The following is an 18,379-nucleotide window of genomic DNA, read 5'->3' as shown; positions in this document are numbered from 1 at the left end:
GGATTGCTTTACCCGCTGGGTAAAATCTGCTTTTCTCGAAGGCTCTGAAAGATGAAACCAGATTAAAATGATATCAATCAACGCAGACACACATTGCAACGATATTACTATCAACAAAATGAATAGTGATATCAATGGTCTTAGTATAATGGCTAAGGGGAGCGGTAATACGCTGCTTATTGAGTCAGGTGCCAAAATCAATAATCTCAAGATCGACCTTATTGGTGATCATAATAGTGTTATTATCAGAAAAGGTGCAATTTTCTTTGGGGGGAGCTTAAGTGTTTCTCACAAAGCTAGCGTTAATATTGGTCTCAGGTGCAGATTTGGAAACAGACTGGAATTAATCGCCGAAAAAGCATCCATAATCTTCGGTGACGATTGTATGTTAGCTGCCGGGGTTCAGCTCAGGACGACCGATTCTCATCCTATTTTTGATTTAGACAGCGATACAAAAATCAATCAATGCAAGAGTATTGAAGTGAGTGATTATTGCTGGATAGGAAAAAATGTGACTATCTTAAAAGGGGCGCAAATCCAACCATGCAGTAGTGTTGGCATTAACTCAACTGTTACAGGGAAAACTACACCGTTTTCGGTATGGGCCGGATCACCAGCGAAGCTGGTTAAAAGTGATGTCATCTGGTCAAGATTGAATAAAATTGATAGCTATCTTGATGAACCTATCATTGTAAGATATTTAAAAAAATATAAGGATCTCATTCCAGAAGGTTTACGCGACACTATTGTGAAAAAAATAGAAAGCTTCTAAAACACTGTGCTCAATATCTGAGCTAATGGTGAAAACGGCTTCTGTCGGGTAAATGTCATAATAGGTTGTGGCTACTGCATATAAAATATGTTTTGTGGTCAGACTTTATTGTGAGACTCCCTGTCTATTGGTTTTTGAGTCGATAATTGTTGCAAAATTTCTTAAAACTTTATACCTGGAGTCATTACAAAATCCTATTGGATCACTCATTAGCTTTTTCATTCTTTTTAACAATAATGGCCTGTTATCCGGTACTTTTGAAAAAGCTCCATCTGGCATATGACGATGTGGTAACAGGCCTTTATTTTTAAGAATCAGAAGCTCATTTAGTTTTATTTTTAATGCCTCCATATCAGGTGTTTTTACATTTTTTTCTAACCACTGTCGGTTAACCGAAGGCACATACCCAGTAGCCAGTTGATCAAAGGTTGCCAGGCATCCACTGCCTACAAAGCTTGCTGTATGTATATCTTTTCGTACCCCAAAATCACTTACAATGGCTGTTGGGATGCCACGAGCCATAGCCTCTATTGCGACAGTTGAACTGACAGTAATGCATAGGTCAGTGTGCTGAAGGATTTCTTCGACCGGTTCGTAGGTAAATCGCAAATTATCCGGAAATTTTAATTTCAGTAATTTTCTTATTCTTTCTAGATGCCATATTTGTTTATGAATTGTTCTACCGCCGAGTTTGCAGCGGGGCTTTATTAATATGGTTTTCTGAGGTTTTGATTTCGCTAAATGAACGAGTTTTTTTAATAAATAACATCTTTCGCGAAAATTCCTGGGCGCAACAAGCTGCTCAAAAAAAACTATATCTTTTTGTTTGTTGACGAAGTTATGTTTGATATTTAAAAGCTGAGGGTAGCCAAAACAAAAAGCGTTATCTGGTGAAAAAGCAAGCTCTTTCGATAATTCGATATATCTTTCGTAATCGTTGGGACAATTGAATAATATTAGATCAGACTGGACTCTGGATAAAATGGTTGCATCATCCCCCTCAATGTATCCAGAAAAACAACTAACAATCAGCTTTGAATGATTTTGTTCAAAAAAATTAATAAATTGTTTGTTGGTCAAGTTCTCAATCAAAATATCATTCTTGAAACAATCACCCAATGAATGTTTAATTGCATATTTCGATAAATTTAATGATGAGTATTTTTTAAGCAAATTGTATCAGCTGACGTTATATAAAATTTTAAAAAGATTAAATGAATAATCAAATTATGTATTCTTTTAATTTATTCAGATTGTAATCTGACTGCCCTTTGCAATTGACAAAAAAGTGATTGTCTCCATCGCTTGCCATCTCAGGCATGTTAACAATGTATTCGACAGTCTTTTTGTAATCATCGATATGATGAAATAACTTATTGCTGATGGCTTCTGAAAAATATTCCTTGGCATTTTCGCCATAGGCTAGGACTTTACAACCGAAAAAACTGGCTTCATATGCTACTGTAGAACTTTCAACAACTACCGCATAAGCCTGATTTAAGAGTTCATATATATTCTTTGAGGTGGTTTCTTGTATATCAAAAAAAGAATAACTAGAAAAATAGTCTGTATATTTTTCTATCAAATGATGACTTCGAGGATGCAGTCTCAAAGAGATCTGAAATTTATCCTGAAGATTATTGTCAATTATCGTATTAGCGGCCTTGGTTATCATTGATTTTGTATGGTTGTGAGTATATTGCTCAATAAATACAATATTCTTGATCTTTTTACCTTCTTTATTGCTTCCATTCTTATAGGAAAATAAGTCTAATTTCCCTCCTACTAGCACTTCTGGTGTTAAATCGTCTTTTACTGGCTTTATGTATTTTCTTGAAGACTCACCCCAGACCCAAAAAGTATCTGGTAAGATATCCTTTTGATGATCAAATTTTTTCAAGTTATAAAAGTTTGGCCCCAGAATCCCATGTTGTACTTCTACCGTTTTTATTCCCAGCTGTTTGCAGGCAATAACCGCAGCCAGGCGTTCAGAAGAATAAAAGCTGGTCAACATGAGAAGCTTAGGTGAGATGTTAGATAGAATATTTATGAAATTATCTGATCTTATAAATATGGATTTAATCCATCTATCAACATAATCGTAACTGAATGGGCATAATAATTTATTCTTCCTAATGAAAAAGAAGAGTTCTTTTAGTCCTCGTATGTTACGTTCTTTAAAATTATTGGGTATATATTTATCAATCGGTTTCTTATAGTACAATATGTCTCTTTCGAATTGGGTTTTTCTGAAACCGTTATCAAATGGAAGAATGCTTAACTGTGTAAACTCTGACATTTCATCTTGAAAAGGCTTAAAAAGCCTGTTCTCTGAAGAGCCTCTCTCATTTAAAACCAATGAATCAAGAGCTTCAAGAAAAATAATTTCATAATTATTGTTAAGGCAGCGTTTTTCTTTCGCTAATAGCAAATTATCACCAACCTCTTTTGCGAAGAGTTTGTTTTGACGAAATGAGGAATCACTATTAAAAACTGAATAAGTTTTTCTATTGGCCGAAGCCAATAGCCCAGCACTATCGAAAGACCACAGGTGAAGACCTGCTAGCAAGCACTTTACAGCGTTCCAGACATACCAGCCATTAAATCTTATGTTTTTTACATTGAACTCATGCTCAATTCGACTGATGTTTTCTTCAACAACTTTAGGGTTCAGTGAAAATGAGGCCATATTAAATAATTTCTAGCTTGTAGTTGATTTTAAGGCCGTACTTGTTTTCCATAAATAGTTTTTTCTCATATTGTTTTTTTGCCTGATTGCCAACTAAATTGCTATATAACATTCTACTTCTTGGGTTGACACCGTTACGTATTATATATTGCTTTAACCTGAATAAGCTTTTTTTAAAATTGCCACAATGATAATGGCATTCAGCAGACTTTATTCTTGATGATTTAGCTGCTTTATGGGTATTTATAATGTACTCATAATACTCCAAAGCTCGTTCAAAATTTCTAAGTGCATGATATGAATCACCTATCAATTCAACTGTATTTTTGCCATATTTATGCTCAATTTCATCATGTCTTTCTTTAGAGAAGAGTCTTACAACTTTATAAAAAGATCTCATTTTAAAAAGTTCTCTAGCAATATCAACTTTAAGGGACTCATGAATTTCATAAAAGCGTATAATTCTTTCAGCAGAGAAATTATTGTTAGCACTACGGTATACTTTTGAAAACTTTACAGCTAAAGGGAATGTTCTTGGACTAACTCTACAGGCTAGCTTAATGAGTCTTTCAGTGTTTACAGAGCTCTTACCAAAAAAAGAAAAATATTTCCTTATAAAAAAAGCTCTAACTCTAGAATATGGATTCAGCATTTACCAGGTCATCAATATTATCGATATCGATTGAAAATTTACGTTCCATGTCAAATGGAATGACCGGCTTTTCAAAGAGATCTAATCGTTTTATGAAGTTGATGCAATTTGATATATAGATTGCTCCATTAATTAAGTATGTTGACTCTAAACTTTGCCTTGGGGCTGTGAGGCTAGCCCAGTCAAAAACCGGTTCAATAAAACCATTCCGAAAATATAAGTTCTTTTGAATAGGGTGGTCTGTTTTGGTGACACTTACCAGGCTTTTAGCATTAGACGCATTGAATTTCTCCTTCGCGTCTTTAATGTGTGTAGCACTACGCAAAGGTGATGTTGGCTGCAAAAGTATAAAATGCGTCGTTTCTTTATTTTGATTTACAAGCTCTAACAAAGCATGTTTGACTACATCAAGACTGCTTGATAAATCTGTTGCCAGCTCATCTGGCCGGTCAATGACCTCAGCCCCCCAGGTCAAACTGACCTCTTTAATTTCGGAGCAATCTGTTGTTACAACAATATGCTCAAAGCATTGGCTTTCCAGTGCTGCTGTTATAGTGTGTGCAATCATTGGTTTACCAGCAAGGTCAAGCACATTCTTTCGGGGTAACCCTTTAGAGCCTCCTCTGGCAGTGATAATGGCGGTATAGGTATTTTTCTGCATCAGGCTACTTCCTTTATGGCAGTTGCCATTAATGAAAAGTCTACATCATTGAATAGTTTTTGGTCTGCAGCAGACCAGATTTCTTCTTTCTCTATAAGCGAGATGAACTTTTCTGTACTATTGCCATCACCAAAATAGCTGTCTCTTACGGTTTTTGTAAAGCGAGAGGCTTTTTGAATAGCTTTGTATATGTCTTCGCTATCGTAACCAGTATTGATAATGCTCTTTGCAAAATACCTTGCGTTCTGACGGTTACCTATATTAATTGATGGCATACCATAGAATGGTGTTTCACGAATGCCTGCGCTGGAGTTGCCAATTATGCACTCAGAATTCTTCAGTAACGTCAGAAATGACTCAAACCGGATAGAAGGGTAAATTCTAAAGTTTTCTCTGTACTTCAATCGATCATACTCTTTAAGAATATAATCTGAACCTTCATCATTATTGGGGTATACAACCACAAAGTTTTTTTGGCATTTCAATAAAGCGTCAACCATTGCTTTGGCATTGGCTGGCATATTATCAATATCAGTGGTTACCGGATGAAATAGAACAACGCTGTAATTTTCAAACGGGATGGAATAATGTTCCTTCACTATATCTAAATCAGGCAGGTCAGACGATAGCATGGCATCTATATCGGGTGAACCGATATTATGGATATATTCCTGTTTTTCTCCCATTTGGACCAACCGTTTTACTGCCTCATCATTACAAACCATATGTAAATGAGATAATTTAGAAACAGAATGACGAATAGATTCATCGATCGTACCAGATCGCTCACCACCCTCAATATGGCACACCAGTGTATTAGTAAGGGCTCCTACAATGGCGCCTGCAAGGGCTTCTACTCGATCACCGTGGATGACGAGCATGTCTGGCTTATTTTCATGAATGTAACGTGAGAGACCTTTAATGGTGCTAGCCAGAATCATCTCCATTCTGTCACCAACATGTTGATTCATAAATGTGTAAACAGACTTATAACCTGCGCTTACAACCTCTCTGGCAGTATAACCATAACGTTGTAGTGTATGCATGCCCGTAATAAATACTTGGCATTCAAACCTTTCATGATTTTCAGTAGCTAGCATTAAAGGCTTTATTTTACCATAATCAGCACGTGTGCCTGTGAGGAATAGTATTTTACGTTGCTCCATGACTTTTTTTTTCTGTTGAGAAGAGAACAGGAAGAGCTGACGAATGAACTTCGAAAGATCTTATGGGCAAGTTAATTTACATCTGACTTTTTAATATGTTCGTCAGAGCTGATGTTTCGTGTTGCGACTTTGCCTAGTAACGAATTGAAGTCCTCTGCTAGTATTTCACCAGTTCCAGGGCGCTTAACCCAGATGTTGTCTTTACTGAATAGATCACCTTCTCTGATATCTCTGATTGCAACAACTGTTGCGAATGCAAAATCTATAGTAGGTTGTTCTTCATTAATCGGTGTTTTTGTTCCGCCCAAAGTCTTGTGGATGATTTTAGATCCTAAGATTAGCTCAGACATGGTTTTTGAATCATTTGAACAAACAATATCTGGCCCTGGTCGATCCATTCTATCTGTAAAGTGTCTTTCAAGGACTTTGGCGCCCAGTGCTACGGCACCCAGACATGCATAATTATTAACAGTATGGTCTGACAGACCAATTACAGCATTCGGAAATGCAGATTGCATTTCGGTCATAGCACCCAGTCTGACTAATTCTGGTGGTGTTGGGTAGACGTTAGTGCAGTGTAATAATGAGTATGGTACGCCATGCTTTTCAAAAATAGAGACTGCTTTTTTAATACTTTCTATGGTATTCATTCCAGTGCTGAGTATTATAGGTTTACCAAATGAGGCAATATAATCAATTAATGGGTAGTTGTTGCACTCACCGGAACCAATCTTATAGGCAGGTATATCCATTCGTTTGAGTCTGTTCGCAGCTGCACGAGAGAAAGGTGTGCTAATAAAGATCATACCTTTACTTTCGACATATTCTTTAAGCTTGATTTCTTCCTCTTCATTGAGTGAGCATCTATCCATTATTTCGTATATAGAAACGTCTGCATTGCCAGGGATGACTTTTTTTGCCTCTGCACTCATTTCATCTTCAATGACATGGGTCTGGTGCTTAACCACTTCTACACCGGCTTCAGCTGCAGCATCTACCATCTCGAAGGCTGTTTTCAATGAGCCTTCGTGGTTGATTCCAATTTCAGCAATAACCAGTGGTTCGTCATTTGGACCAATTCGTCTGTTACCGATAAAAAATTCATTCATGTTGTATCTCTAAAAGTTTTGGCTGTTTTTAAGTGAGCTTTATTTAAAGTATCAAATACAGAATTTAGGGGTTAGATTGTGAATTTAGAATCCACTTTTAATATCACTGGTGTGATGCATGGTTTTCTGATCAGGCTTTTGTGCCATCAAATCTTCTGGTTCGCTATTGACTGAGATTAATGGATATTTGAGGGGGTTGTTCCCCAAGCTATAAGTAGATTTACGCTATGGTTCGTAATGATTTATATTCTGAAACGCTACCGCCCTTCGAGTTTTGCTTCGTGAGTTGTTGTAAGACTGACGCAAGCACGCATAGACTGAAACATCGAGATGGAAAATTTGGCTGAGTATTTTAAGATTTATCTTTTGATCAGGTTATTGTGTATTTTCAATACCTTGATCGGTTTTGTGCATCTGACCTACAGATATGATCTGAAACAACCAGATATCGAAAGCTGGCTGAGCATTTTAAGTTTTATGTTTTTTTTGAGTAATAGTGTATTTGCACACTTGATTTAAGGGTTACTACATTGCGTATTGCTGCTATGTTCCCGTAAAGGTGCGAATATAAGCTAGGTAATAAGTACCTTGTATAAAGGTGGAGAAGTATCGTGATCTCTATTATCTATATATATTTTGCACACGAAATTCAGAAGTCTTGTATTTCCCTGAAATCTATACTGTATTGATTTCCTATGCAATAAGTACTAGAACCTATCTCTGATTTGCCTTGCCTAAGTTTTGCTCACGACTTCGATCGCTAACCTTTCGACTGTTCGAAAGGGTTACAACTCCTTTTAATCTGCTATGCTCAGATCTCGAATAAAAAACCATTAATTGAAGTAGTATGAGTCTTGAGGCTAGAGCCACGGCATTGGAAAAGAATCGGGAGCATTGCGACAAGGTCCCTGTTGGTATTGAGGGCACTCTAGGGTTGATTCTCAGGGAACAGGAGGGGATGAAGTAAGAGATCACCGGGGTGAAGAAAGAGATGGACAGGCGCTTTAGTGAGCACGATCAGATACTCACTGGCCTCAAAAGCACAGTGGCCTGGATTCTGAGGTGGCAAATATGGGTGAGGGAAGAATTGGCGGATCACAGTAGACGCTTCGACAAAGTTGAAGAGCTGCTGGTCCAGATCGTCAACAACCTTGCCAGCAAGTAATCAACTTGTTTCCATGCATGGACCGATAGAGCCTTGAAGCGCACGAACAAGTCAAATCGCTAACGACCACTGATTATTTTCAGCCTTGAGCGTCAGCTGCTTGATGGCCTGTGCCTCTTCGCTCTGTGCAAGAAGGTTGAGGAAAAAGCTGATTTTGCTGCTCGTGTTTATGGTTTCCAGATAGATAGATCGAAGTACTGCGTCCGAGGTTCTTGGTATAGCGATTTGATCCTTCTCCCAGCGAGCAACTGTTTGGCTATTAACACCCAATATTTCCGCCATGTTTTTTTGAGACATGCCACACTCGATTCTCAAAAATCGCACCTCCTCACCCAGGAGCGGGGTTTTCTTTTCAGTAATATATTTGGCAATGATTCGGTGAAGACCATGAACATCTTCTACGCCCACATAAGTCTCACCATCTATGGTTTCAATATCGTACCCATCAGCAAGGTAAATGTAAGATAAACCACACTCTGTATAGTGATAATTCATATCTCAGTCCTTTATTCTCGCTGAATGTAAATTGTGCGCGGTTTTTTCGAACTTACCTGCGAATGATTATTTTGAAATTTGTCATCATGATAGACAGTTTTTTGAAATTCAGAGTGGGCAAAAGAGAAAAATTCAGGAGGGTGAAAAACTAATGAAAGACTTGCATGTCCCAGACGTGTCCCGCCCTGTTTTTTGAAATGGGCGAAAAACTCTGGAACACTTGGTATAACTGGTCGGAGCGAGAGGATTCGAACCTCCGACCCCCACAACCCCATTGTGGTGCGCTACCAGGCTGCGCTACGCTCCGACGTGCCGCTCTGTGCGGCGGAGCTGTATATTACCTTTCTAATGCGGATTTGCAAGTCTTAGTCTGATTTCCTTCTATAGCAACCACTATAACAACAATGGATTAGCGAACAGAAAATGAAGAAATGTTTACTTTTTCTCCGTGTCAGACTATAGCCTTAACGACGAATCCAGTAGGATAACGACCTCAATCATCTTTCTTATGGGTTAACGCCAGTGTTAAATGCAATCAAAAGGGTTCTGACGCTATCTTTTTTACTCTTTGCCAGTCAACTGCTGGCAGAGCAGAAAGCAACAGCTCCAGATAAACCTGCTTCAGAAGCTGTGCAGCCTGTTGATGTAGTGATCAAGACCAGCAAAGGTGATATGACAGTTCGCCTGAATCCCGAGAGGGCCCCCGCCACCGTAGAGAACTTTCTCGCTTATGTAGACCAAGGGTTCTATGAAGGTCTGGTTTTTCACCGAGTGATGCCTGGCTTTATGATTCAGGGCGGTGGCATGACCGCAGATATGAGTCAAAAGCCGACGGAGGCACCTATCACGAATGAGTCTGGTAATGGCCTCAGGAACAGTCGTGGCACTGTCGCTATGGCAAGAACCTCTGACCCGGACAGCGCTACCTCTCAGTTCTTCATTAATCTCGTTAATAATGATTTTTTGAATAATCGTCCGGGTCGTCCGGGCTATGCAGTGTTTGGAGAGGTGATTAAAGGTGACGAGGTTATGGATTCCATAGCTTCCGTGAAAACCGGGAATAGAGGGCCTCATGCAAATGTTCCTGTTGACCCGATCACCATTCTGGCAGTTGAAAGAGTCAGAACGGCACCCAATTAAGTAAAACAGCTATAAGCGTCGCTGTTACCCCAATAACTATCAGGTAAATAAGGTTCCATGAAGCGTTGGGCAAAAAATTGTCTGTTAATCATCTTGTTGCCGGTTATTACAGCCTGCGACAGCTTTTGGAATAGCAGGCTGGCATTAAAATCTGTTGATCAACCTGAGATGGAAGCATTGGTCCGGGAGCAGGGCTGGGTCCTGGTCGATGTTCGAGACAGTAACTGGTATAACGGATGGCCTTCGGGTAATGATCCGGATGGGGGGCATATTCCGGGTGCCCGAAACTTTGACCTGGCTTTGATGACAGCCGACCCTGAACCTGTTCAGAACCTTTTGGCCAGTAAGGGAATATCGCCTGACAACAATATCGTTGTTTATGGTCGCGACAAGCAGGATGCCCAGGTGCTCGCCCAGTGGCTGGTGGATGAGCAGGGCTTTAATGAGGATCGGATTCGTGTGTTTGAAGCAGGCTTTTCTTCCTGGCTGACCCAGGGTGGCAAGCCTGCCAAGTTGCCGGGTTATGAGCGACTGGTTACACCTGAGTGGCTGGATGAGCAGCTTAAGGTAAATTCCGATCTTATGGTACTGGATGTCTCCTGGGGCAGGGGGGCTCGCTATGTCGTTGAGCATATTCCCGGTGCCCTGCATGTTGAAACCGGCAGCCTGGAGTCGATTATCAAGGAGTCAAAAAAACTGGTGTCGGTCCTGCTCAGGCTGGGTATCACTAAAGATACGCCTATAGTCGTTTATGGCGATGATATGATTGCCGCTGCACGAGTTTTGTTTGTTCTTCAATATGCCGGTGTCAAAGATGTACGACTTCTCAATGGTGGACTTAAAGCCTGGACGGGTTCAGGCTTCCCGGTAGAAAGAGGCATTAACCACGCGACACCTGCCAGACAGTTTGGTAGCCGTATTCCTGCTGATTCTGAACTATGGATAGTTACGATGGCATTAGAAAAAATTGCGGCGGCAAATGGATAAAGTTGAGTCCATCCTGAGGCAGGCGGCTGAAAACAATCATCGTGCTCTATTGGTTTTATCCGGGACAGAAGTCTGGGCACAGCAGCAGGCTGAATGCCTGTTTCAAAATGCACTCCTGTGCTCAAATAATCCGGAGCTACAAGCTCTCTGGGTAGGTGAGCGCAAGCGGGGAAATGAAAGTTCGATCTCTGCATCTAAAGCTACAAGCTGGTTAGGGCGTGAGATTGACTTCCTGGTATTTAACGCCTTTTCCGGTTTTGATGTCGATGCCTTTGGTCAACTCAGTGGTGCTTTGAAAGGGGGAGGGCTTTTCGTACTTCTGGTGCCAGACCTGGATAACTGGCCAGATTACTGCGACCCGGACCATAAAAGACTTACTGTTTACCCCTATCAGCCTGAGCAGATCGGGGGGCTCTATCTGAAAAGGCTGGCAAACCTTATCAAGTCTGAAACGACGCTCTCTCTGTTATGCGAGAACAGCGATGCTCGATGGCAACAAACTGTTTGTTACACCGATTTATCTGATTCTTATCAAGCTGGATCAAAAGGCGACAGTGCTTGTAGAACATGGGATCAATCCGGGGCTGTTGAAGCTATTCTTCGCGTGGCAAAAGGCCATCGGCGTCGTCCATTAGTGCTGACTGCAGATCGTGGTCGGGGCAAGAGTGCTGCACTGGGTATTGCCTCCGCCCGCTTACTGCAATCGGGGCTTTCAAGGATATGGGTAACGGCCCCCTCTCTGACTTCTGCCGAAGTCGTCTTTAATACCGCTGAATCATTGCTTGATGGGTGTGAAGTCCACCGGGGAAAACTGCTTTGGGAAGGCAGTATACTTGAATTCAAAGCACCCGACGAACTCCTGCATCCTGATGATGACTCTGGTTGCGACCTAATGCTGGTCGATGAAGCCGCTGCTATCCCGGTGCCACTGTTGACCCAATTGTTAAGGAATCATTCCAGAATCGTTTTCTCATCCACCCAGCATGGCTATGAAGGAACGGGCAGGGGTTTTGCCATCAAGTTCAAGTCAACACTGTCTGAACTAACGCCAAAATGGCAGGGTCTGCATCTGAAACAGCCGATCCGTTGGGCTGGTAATGATCCTTTCGAGGCGTTTGTTTTCAGAGCGTTGATGCTGAATGCCTCACCTGTTTCGGAGGAAATGGTAGAGGGTGCAGGTATTGAGAACTGTTCATTTGATCGTCTTGAGTCGACTGAACTGATTCATGACGATCAGCTGCTGACGGATGTGTTTGGTCTGCTGGTATTCGCCCATTATCGAACCCGTCCTTTTGATCTCAGGCATTTACTGGATGGCCCGAATATCGAGGTGCACTGCCTCAGGTATCAGGAACGTGTCGTGGCAACGGCGTTAATGGCGCTGGAAGGTGGCATTGAAGACAACTTGCAGGAAGCGGTCTGGCTTGGGCAGCGCAGGGTTCGGGGTCATCTTATTCCACAGTCTCTCAGTAATCATTGTGGTTTTCCGGAGGCTTCAGGCTTTAAAGGTTTGAGGGTTATTCGAATTGCGGTACATCCTTCATTGCAGGGAAATGGGCTCGGCACTCATCTGTTGAAATGCATTGAAGAGCAGGCAAAGCTCAGAAAACTGGATTATCTGGGCAGTAGTTTTGGTGCAACCTCAGAACTGGCGTCTTTTTGGGGAGGTTCGGGCTATCTTCCTGTTCGAGTGGGTATTACCCGTGAAGCGGCCAGTGGCTGTCATTCAATGATGGTTTTGAAGTCACTGAATGAAGCATTTTGTCTTCTTGTTAAAGAAATGCAGTGTCGTTTTACCTCAGGTTTTCTGATCCAGCTGCCCGGGGTATTCAGAGAAATGACTCCTGATCTGGCTCGAGTGATACTTCGCTTGAGTCATTCAAACATTGAATTGGTTCTGGATCAGCGAGATCAGATGGATCTGAAATCTCTTGTCTGTTCGGATCGTCTGTTTGAAAGTTGTCTGCCTGCCATTCGCTCTCTCCTTTTATCAAAAATTTCTGACAGCTCTGTCTCTAAGGTCGCTTTGAATGTCTCAATAGCCAAAGTACTTCAGTTGAATGACTGGTCGGAGATAGCCAGGGCAAATGGCCTGACGGGCAGAAAGCAGGCCGTTCAATTTTTAAAGCAATGTGTCCGGGACTTATGTACGCAACAAAAAATCGCTGAAAGCCAGAGTAGCTCCCAGCTTTAAGGAGTCAATCAGAGAAATTTGAGCATTTAACCACGCCGCCAAAGTTCTCTTTCTTGCAAAGCTTAACGTTTCCGTTTTCAGAATCCAGAACCCATATTCTGTGATCCTGATCTTTACTCTGGACGGGGTAAGCTACAAACCTGCCTGTAATGATGCTTCTTAAAGAATCCGCCGCCCAAACTGCGCTACTGAATAAAGCGGCAGCCAAAATAATCATCAGATAGTTTTTTGGATAGCTCTTTTTCATAAATGATATTTCCTCAACTCTTGAAAATGGTTGACTTCAATGCAAACTGGTTAGGTACTTATATATAGACAACAAAAAAAAGTAATCGTTCACCGCTGAAAATCCAGTCTGCTGTAAAAGAGGTGTCTGGGAGAACGGGGCAATCCGTTGTTGAAGCCGGTCTGACAGGCAATAAGGAGGTTCGGTAATGACGGATAGACTTTCTCTATCAAACCGTTAAAAAATACTGATTTCAGGCATTACACTGACTCGTTTATAGTCAGTGGCATCCTTTTATATGAATTTGAATCCTGATTAGGGTTAGGTGGATTTTATGGATCGTTTTACCGTTTTTGGACGTCCGGGCTGTGGCTACTGTGTGCGGGCTAAAGAAGTACTGGAAAGCCGTGGACTGCCCATGCTGTATGTGGATATTCATGCGGAAGGTATCACCAAGGCAGATCTGGAAAAAACCGTTGGAAAGCCGGTTGAAACCGTGCCTCAGATCTTTCACGGTCAAAAGTACATTGGCGGTTACACAGAGTTGGCTGCCTATTTGAAAGAAGAGTTGGTGGAATCCCTGCAAGGCTGAGGTCAACAGCCAGCCGCTGCACCATTGCCAGCTGCTGCACAACCACTGCAACCAATGAGCCTTTGCGCTAGTGAAAGTGCCAGTTGATGATAAAGACGCTGACAATGGTGGTTATCAAACTGAGAAAGGTAATGATGTATTGTCGGGTGAAGGAACCCATCTCGGCTCGAGCATCGGTAATTTCAGCACGTACACCGGCTATCTCTTTATGCAGCTCAGTACGCACACCGGCTATTTCCCTATGCATCTCAGTACGCAAGGCACTGATATCCGAACTCAGTGACTGATAATTGCGCTCACTTTGCAGTTGTATCTGCATAATGGCTTCCTGCATGATCAGGATATCCTTTTTACTGGCATTGTATTCCGGATCAAGGGAAGCACTGACCTTACTGGCCAGTTCTTCATCAATGCCAATACGCTTGAGCTCTGAAAATAACGACTTTTCCATAACCACCCCGACAAAAACTGAAAAAGCAGCATAGATCAGGGATGACATTATGACCAGCTAGACCGCAGACCCAATTTTCCAACAGGCCGACGATGCCGAAAAAGAACGTCTGCGCAACCATTACCGGGATCAGAATCTGGCCCTTGCCATTGCCATGGAAAACCGGGCCGGAGCGAAAAGCATTTTTGATGAGCAGGCACGTTCAGGCATATTTATAAATTCGAGAGTGCGGGTTTTCCGAGATTTTCACCAGTCTGGTGTCACTGCGTGTGAGTCGCTCCTGTTTGGCAGAGGGGTCAAAAGGTTTGATCCGGTTGAACTCTGGTAATGGCTGGCCTTTTTCCAGCTGGACAAAAACAGGCAGGGGCGTATTGATCTGGCCAGGATAGAGTTTGCGAAAATCTTTATCCGTTTTTCTCAGTTGCTCAATATCCTTTGCCCAGGTCAGGTTGGCACGCAGATGAGGGCTCAGCATTCTTTTAATAATAACGGTCTCAGCGGCAGGCATCTGCTCAAGCATCTGGATGTCTGTCTGGATGGCGTTGGAAGTCAGGTATTTCTTGCGCAGGTGATCAATCGCCTCATTTGCAGAAAGCTTCACAGAGCCGCTGTGGTGGGCTGCCCAGCTGAAGCCAATGCGACGGGGTGGAGTCTCAAAGAGTTTTAGTTGACGGTAACTCTGGACGAAATGTATGTGGGCAAACTGCAAGCCGCCGAGCATTTTTTCCCTGATCTCGTCCGAGGTTTCTTCAATGGCCTCAATACTGTCTCCGTAGAGTTTCCTGAACTCGGACATAGCCTGTTTGAAGTTTTCCCGGGCTTCGTTAAGTTTTATACCCGTCTGCAGCGTTTCTTTGGCAATGCCAACTATTCCGGGCAGTCGGGCTGTTTCCTGTTTGTTTTGTTGATCGGTATAGATCAGTCGGGTGCTGGTTTCTGCCGCCAGAGCACGGTCATTCTTGTCTTCGTCCGGGGATTTCATAACCCAAACGGGCAGGAGCTGGTCATCATAGACCTGATCACGAAACTGTCTGTTGACGGTCACCATATGAATCAGGGTGTCTCTGACGGCAATCCTGGCCGCCGTCTTCTGACTCATGGTGACAGCCTTTCTATTGACCAGTTGGATTCTGTTCGTTTAAACAGGAAACGGTCGTGCAGACGATTGGGGCGCCCCTGCCAGAATTCTATGGCTTCAGGGATGATCCGATAGCCCCCCCAGAAATCCGGTAAAGGAACCTTGCCTTCCTTGAATTTTCTTTTCATTTCTTCCAGCTTCATCTCAAGCACTTTTCTGCCAGTGATGACTGAACTCTGCTGTGAAACCCAGGCTCCTAACTGGCTGCCGTGAGGGCGGCTGGCGAAATATTTTAGCGAGTCGGTTTTGGAAATCTTTTCGGCCCGACCCCGAACAGTGACCTGTCTTTCCAGGGCAACCCAGGGAAACATAATGGCTACATTGGGGTTGTCGGCAATGTCCTGAGCCTTGCGACTGCTGTAGTTGGTGAAAAAGACAAAGCCCTCGGGGCTTACGTATTTCAGCAGGACGGTGCGCAGGCTGGGTAAACCATCTCTGGATGTTGTTGCCAGGCTCATGGCGTTGGGTTCGGGCAGTTGTGCTTCGACCGCTTGTTGAAACCACAGGTCAAACTGTTGGAATGGATCGGGATCAAGAGAGTCCAGATCGAGACCCGCCTGAGTGTAATTCTCTCGCAGATGGCTGATATCCATGTTCATACTTCGCTGATGCAGTGAGTTTATTGTATATGAACCGGTCAGGTCGTGAAACCGCTGTCAAATCTGGTCAGTGGAGTTGTACTTAAGACCTGAATCCTTGCATTGGGCTTGTCGAAGTGCGATACCATTTTGGGTATTAATTAATAGAAAATGATTAACGACACCGTTAACCTAATGCCCTGATTACACGTGTTTTTTTAAAAGGCCGCATTTGTGAATAGGGTATTACTTTGTTTTTATTTGAAGTTCTGGTTTATTTCTCGTTGTGCGAGTTTTTATTGGTTGAAAGTACTGTGTTCATTGGTATTAATACGATTTGTTGAGCTGGTCTATATCAATGAGAATACAGCCTCTTGTTCAAGATTATAATAGTGTGTGGGGGCAGATGCTTGAAGGTGGAAGAGTTTCATCTCCGAGGGTTTTTCTCCGTCGATGCGGTGAACGGACCACAGAACTCACTTCATGCCCTGTCCCTTGAGGTAGGGTAATTGATTTAATCCAAGTCATTCTGACTGAAATTAAAGTCAAACATACTTAATACCTTAATCCTGTCTTTCCAATTCCTTTCAGAAGGGAAGGGCCCTCAGGCCTTTGGCTTCCTGTACTCTGAGAAAGGGCAAATGAAAAATACAAATACCTGGTTAGGTATTTAACTCTTGTTAAACAGGCTGGTTTTAATGAGCACAACGTCAACGGTCGCACCTTCTGCCAATGACGGCAAGAAGTCCATTATTGAAAGAATCGGAAAAAAAATACCTGACCCGGTCATCATCTTTATCTGGTTATTCGGCCTGACTCTGGCAGGTTCTTTCCTGATGGGAGGCCACAGCTTTGAAGTTATGGGCGCTGATGGTGGTCAGATTGTTCATACTGTCAAAAACATGCTGACCACAGAAAATGTCCGCTGGATGTTTGAAAATGCCATTCTGACAAACTGGTTGTCCTTTGGTCACGGCGTTCTTGGCATCATCCTGATTGTTATGTTGGGGGTCGGTGTTGCAGAAGACTCTGGTCTTCTATCCACCCTGATCAAGAAGGCCGGTCTTAAAGTGAACGATAAATACCTGCCTGCTTTGCTGGTATTCATTGGCATCATGAGCAGTGTAGCCACCGATGCCGGTTATCTGGTTCTGATTCCACTGGCAGGCCTTTTGTATGCGGGCCTCGGCAAGAATCCTCTGATTGGCATGGCGGCTGCGTTTGCCGGTGTCTCTGCCGGGTTCAGTGCGAATCTGCTGCCTGCTACTCCGGTGGATGTTATCGTTGGTGTCAATGCTCAGATTTTTGCTGAATCTCAGGGAGTGCCTTTCACTAACGCAGCCGGTGAAGCACTAACGCCTGCCACCATGCACTATTTCTTTATTTTTGCATCGACTTTTATCCTGGCGACTGTGGGTGCCTGGGTGACCCACAAGTTTGTTACTCCCAAACTTGAGAAAATGGATTATCAGATACCTGAAGATCTGGATATCACCAATTTCGAACTCACCAAAGCTGAGAACAAGGGCCTGAAGGCCGCATTTTTTGGCCTGCTGGTTTCCATTGCCATTATGACAGGTCTGGCAATGGGGCCGCTGGCTGAATACACCAATGAAGCCGGTAAGGTGGTCAACCCATTCCTTAATAACATCATCCTGATGATTACCATGACTTTCCTCATTGTGGGTGTTTGCTATGGCAAATCGACAGGTAAATTCAAGGTTATGCAGGATGTTATCAGTGCCATGGTCAAGCAGATGAATACTGTCGGCTATGTACTGGTGTTGACCTTCTTCTGCTACAACTTTCTGGCCCTGTTGAGCTTTACCGGACTGGGGACCTACATTACCTTTCTGGGAGCGAGTTTCCTTCAGTTCCTGGGGTTGGATAATTTCCCAATTCTCTTGATCATTGGCTTCATTATCACCACTGCAGTCATCAACCTGTTTGTCGGCGGCCTGACATCCAAGTGGATGCTGCTGGGTCCAATCTTCGTACCTATGCTCTACCAGGCTAACCCGGCGATGACTCCTGATCTGGTGGCCGCAGCATTTCGTGTTGCTGACTCTTCCACCAACATTATTACACCGATGATGACTTATGCGGGTGTTATTCTGGCCTTTATGAGGAAGTACAAGCCTGATCTGACCATTGGTGACATGATCGGAATCATGATGCCTTATTCCATTGCCTTTATCACTATCTGGACGACTGCATTGATAGGGTTCTTCGCCTTCAATATTCCCCTGGGCTTCTGATCCCTCAAAGAAGAAAACCAGCCTTCAGGGCTGGTTTTCTTTATTTTCAAATCTTCAGCGCAACAGGGCGTTAGAAAGTTTGATTGGTATAAGTACTCAACCATAC

The 18,379-nt window shown here is 42.8% G+C and carries 18 protein-coding genes and 1 tRNA gene; 7 read left to right on the top strand and 12 right to left on the bottom strand.

All coding sequences use genetic code 11. From position 1 onward, the window contains the following. Nucleotides 1-67 precede the first annotated feature (67 nt). Nucleotides 68-772: an acyltransferase gene (locus ACO6VG_RS21225; protein ID WP_422138211.1), complete on the top strand. Its 705-nt coding sequence runs from the start codon at nucleotides 68-70 to the stop codon at nucleotides 770-772. 105 nt (nucleotides 773-877) lie between these two features. Here ACO6VG_RS21225 and ACO6VG_RS21220 read toward each other — a convergent pair whose 3' ends face one another. The 6 genes from ACO6VG_RS21220 to neuB form a co-directional block, all read right to left on the bottom strand. Next, nucleotides 878-1,945: a DUF6716 putative glycosyltransferase gene (locus tag ACO6VG_RS21220; RefSeq protein WP_422138210.1), complete on the bottom strand. Its 1,068-nt coding sequence runs from the start codon at nucleotides 1,943-1,945 to the stop codon at nucleotides 878-880. Between the two features lie 49 nt (nucleotides 1,946-1,994). After that, a complete protein-coding gene (locus ACO6VG_RS21215) occupies nucleotides 1,995-3,461 on the bottom strand; it encodes a hypothetical protein (RefSeq protein ID WP_422475533.1) in 1,467 nt (488 codons plus the stop codon). 1 nt (nucleotide 3,462) lies between these two features. Next, nucleotides 3,463-4,113: a tetratricopeptide repeat protein gene (locus ACO6VG_RS21210; RefSeq protein WP_422475531.1), complete on the bottom strand. Its 651-nt coding sequence runs from the start codon at nucleotides 4,111-4,113 to the stop codon at nucleotides 3,463-3,465. Further along, entirely contained in the window at nucleotides 4,094-4,774 is a 681-nt protein-coding gene (locus ACO6VG_RS21205) for a cytidylyltransferase domain-containing protein (protein WP_422134106.1), read from the bottom strand. The genes ACO6VG_RS21210 and ACO6VG_RS21205 overlap by 20 nt, the downstream gene beginning before the upstream one ends. Then, nucleotides 4,774-5,940, bottom strand: a complete 1,167-nt coding sequence (gene neuC, locus ACO6VG_RS21200; RefSeq protein WP_422475529.1) for a UDP-N-acetylglucosamine 2-epimerase — start codon at nucleotides 5,938-5,940, stop codon at nucleotides 4,774-4,776. The genes ACO6VG_RS21205 and neuC overlap by 1 nt, the downstream gene beginning before the upstream one ends. A 71-nt stretch (nucleotides 5,941-6,011) precedes the next feature. Beyond that, nucleotides 6,012-7,049 carry an N-acetylneuraminate synthase gene (gene neuB, locus ACO6VG_RS21195; protein ID WP_422475527.1) on the bottom strand — a complete coding sequence of 346 codons (1,038 nt, stop codon included), beginning with the start codon at nucleotides 7,047-7,049 and terminating at the stop codon, nucleotides 6,012-6,014. Between the two features lie 979 nt (nucleotides 7,050-8,028). On the opposite strand from neuB, the gene ACO6VG_RS21190 reads away from it, so the two are divergent. Next, nucleotides 8,029-8,214, top strand: coding sequence for a hypothetical protein (locus ACO6VG_RS21190; RefSeq protein ID WP_422138205.1), 186 nt, complete (start codon nucleotides 8,029-8,031; stop codon nucleotides 8,212-8,214). 51 nt (nucleotides 8,215-8,265) lie between these two features. Here the strand turns inward: ACO6VG_RS21190 and ACO6VG_RS21185 are convergent, their stop codons facing one another. Next, complete coding sequence (locus ACO6VG_RS21185; protein WP_422134103.1) at nucleotides 8,266-8,709, bottom strand: helix-turn-helix domain-containing protein; 444 nt, start codon at nucleotides 8,707-8,709, stop codon at nucleotides 8,266-8,268. A 230-nt stretch (nucleotides 8,710-8,939) separates the two neighbouring features. Then, a tRNA-Pro gene (locus ACO6VG_RS21180) sits at nucleotides 8,940-9,016 on the bottom strand. 215 nt (nucleotides 9,017-9,231) lie between these two features. On the opposite strand from ACO6VG_RS21180, the gene ACO6VG_RS21175 reads away from it, so the two are divergent. From ACO6VG_RS21175 to ACO6VG_RS21165, 3 genes are read left to right on the top strand one after another with little or no spacing between them, the layout of a single operon-like run. Then, nucleotides 9,232-9,849, top strand: coding sequence for a peptidylprolyl isomerase (locus tag ACO6VG_RS21175; protein WP_422475525.1), 618 nt, complete (start codon nucleotides 9,232-9,234; stop codon nucleotides 9,847-9,849). Nucleotides 9,850-9,906: 57 nt separating this feature from the next. Further along, nucleotides 9,907-10,836 carry a sulfurtransferase gene (locus ACO6VG_RS21170; RefSeq protein WP_422138202.1) on the top strand — a complete coding sequence of 310 codons (930 nt, stop codon included), beginning with the start codon at nucleotides 9,907-9,909 and terminating at the stop codon, nucleotides 10,834-10,836. Then, nucleotides 10,829-13,030 carry a tRNA(Met) cytidine acetyltransferase TmcA gene (locus ACO6VG_RS21165; protein WP_422475523.1) on the top strand — a complete coding sequence of 734 codons (2,202 nt, stop codon included), beginning with the start codon at nucleotides 10,829-10,831 and terminating at the stop codon, nucleotides 13,028-13,030. The genes ACO6VG_RS21170 and ACO6VG_RS21165 overlap by 8 nt, the downstream gene beginning before the upstream one ends. A gap of 4 nt (nucleotides 13,031-13,034) precedes the next feature. Here ACO6VG_RS21165 and ACO6VG_RS21160 read toward each other — a convergent pair whose 3' ends face one another. After that, entirely contained in the window at nucleotides 13,035-13,277 is a 243-nt protein-coding gene (locus tag ACO6VG_RS21160) for a hypothetical protein (RefSeq protein ID WP_422134099.1), read from the bottom strand. A 313-nt stretch (nucleotides 13,278-13,590) separates the two neighbouring features. Here ACO6VG_RS21160 and ACO6VG_RS21155 point away from each other — a divergent pair, with 313 nt between their 5' ends. Continuing rightward, nucleotides 13,591-13,848: a GrxA family glutaredoxin gene (locus ACO6VG_RS21155; RefSeq protein WP_317146159.1), complete on the top strand. Its 258-nt coding sequence runs from the start codon at nucleotides 13,591-13,593 to the stop codon at nucleotides 13,846-13,848. Between the two features lie 67 nt (nucleotides 13,849-13,915). On the opposite strand, the gene ACO6VG_RS21150 is transcribed toward ACO6VG_RS21155, so the two are convergent. The 3 genes from ACO6VG_RS21150 to pdxH all read right to left on the bottom strand — a co-directional run bounded on the left by ACO6VG_RS21150 (nucleotide 13,916) and on the right by pdxH (nucleotide 16,030). Further along, nucleotides 13,916-14,347, bottom strand: coding sequence for a hypothetical protein (locus ACO6VG_RS21150; protein ID WP_422475520.1), 432 nt, complete (start codon nucleotides 14,345-14,347; stop codon nucleotides 13,916-13,918). Between the two features lie 154 nt (nucleotides 14,348-14,501). Next, a complete protein-coding gene (locus ACO6VG_RS21145; RefSeq protein WP_422134096.1) occupies nucleotides 14,502-15,398 on the bottom strand; it encodes a DNA replication terminus site-binding protein in 897 nt (298 codons plus the stop codon). Continuing rightward, nucleotides 15,395-16,030, bottom strand: a complete 636-nt coding sequence (gene pdxH, locus ACO6VG_RS21140) for a pyridoxamine 5'-phosphate oxidase (protein WP_422134095.1) — start codon at nucleotides 16,028-16,030, stop codon at nucleotides 15,395-15,397. The genes ACO6VG_RS21145 and pdxH overlap by 4 nt, the downstream gene beginning before the upstream one ends. A 683-nt stretch (nucleotides 16,031-16,713) precedes the next feature. On the opposite strand from pdxH, the gene ACO6VG_RS21135 reads away from it, so the two are divergent. After that, nucleotides 16,714-18,273: an AbgT family transporter gene (locus ACO6VG_RS21135; protein ID WP_422134094.1), complete on the top strand. Its 1,560-nt coding sequence runs from the start codon at nucleotides 16,714-16,716 to the stop codon at nucleotides 18,271-18,273. Nucleotides 18,274-18,379: the final 106 nt, after the last annotated feature.

The organism is Endozoicomonas sp. ALB032, assembly GCF_049310125.1.
GTDB lineage: Bacteria > Pseudomonadota > Gammaproteobacteria > Pseudomonadales > Endozoicomonadaceae > Endozoicomonas_A.
Note: the sequence above shows the minus strand (reverse complement) of the source record. Positions and strands in the feature narration are given on the sequence as shown.

Bases quoted from the DNA above. Each gene is read 5' to 3' on its own strand.
- ACO6VG_RS21225 (WP_422138211.1), top strand. From the start codon at position 68: ATGATATCAATCAACGCAGACACACATTGCAACGATATTACTATCAAC.
- ACO6VG_RS21215 (WP_422475533.1), bottom strand. From the start codon at position 3,461: ATGGCCTCATTTTCACTGAACCCTAAAGTTGTTGAAGAAAACATCAGT.
- ACO6VG_RS21210 (WP_422475531.1), bottom strand. From the start codon at position 4,113: ATGCTGAATCCATATTCTAGAGTTAGAGCTTTTTTTATAAGGAAATAT.
- ACO6VG_RS21205 (WP_422134106.1), bottom strand. From the start codon at position 4,774: ATGCAGAAAAATACCTATACCGCCATTATCACTGCCAGAGGAGGCTCT.
- neuC (WP_422475529.1), bottom strand. From the start codon at position 5,940: ATGGAGCAACGTAAAATACTATTCCTCACAGGCACACGTGCTGATTAT.
- neuB (WP_422475527.1), bottom strand. From the start codon at position 7,049: ATGAATGAATTTTTTATCGGTAACAGACGAATTGGTCCAAATGACGAA.
- ACO6VG_RS21185 (WP_422134103.1), bottom strand. From the start codon at position 8,709: ATGAATTATCACTATACAGAGTGTGGTTTATCTTACATTTACCTTGCT.
- ACO6VG_RS21170 (WP_422138202.1), top strand. From the start codon at position 9,907: ATGAAGCGTTGGGCAAAAAATTGTCTGTTAATCATCTTGTTGCCGGTT.
- ACO6VG_RS21165 (WP_422475523.1), top strand. From the start codon at position 10,829: ATGGATAAAGTTGAGTCCATCCTGAGGCAGGCGGCTGAAAACAATCAT.
- ACO6VG_RS21160 (WP_422134099.1), bottom strand. From the start codon at position 13,277: ATGAAAAAGAGCTATCCAAAAAACTATCTGATGATTATTTTGGCTGCC.
- ACO6VG_RS21155 (WP_317146159.1), top strand. From the start codon at position 13,591: ATGGATCGTTTTACCGTTTTTGGACGTCCGGGCTGTGGCTACTGTGTG.
- ACO6VG_RS21150 (WP_422475520.1), bottom strand. From the start codon at position 14,347: ATGTCATCCCTGATCTATGCTGCTTTTTCAGTTTTTGTCGGGGTGGTT.
- ACO6VG_RS21145 (WP_422134096.1), bottom strand. From the start codon at position 15,398: ATGAGTCAGAAGACGGCGGCCAGGATTGCCGTCAGAGACACCCTGATT.
- pdxH (WP_422134095.1), bottom strand. From the start codon at position 16,030: ATGGATATCAGCCATCTGCGAGAGAATTACACTCAGGCGGGTCTCGAT.
- ACO6VG_RS21135 (WP_422134094.1), top strand. From the start codon at position 16,714: ATGAGCACAACGTCAACGGTCGCACCTTCTGCCAATGACGGCAAGAAG.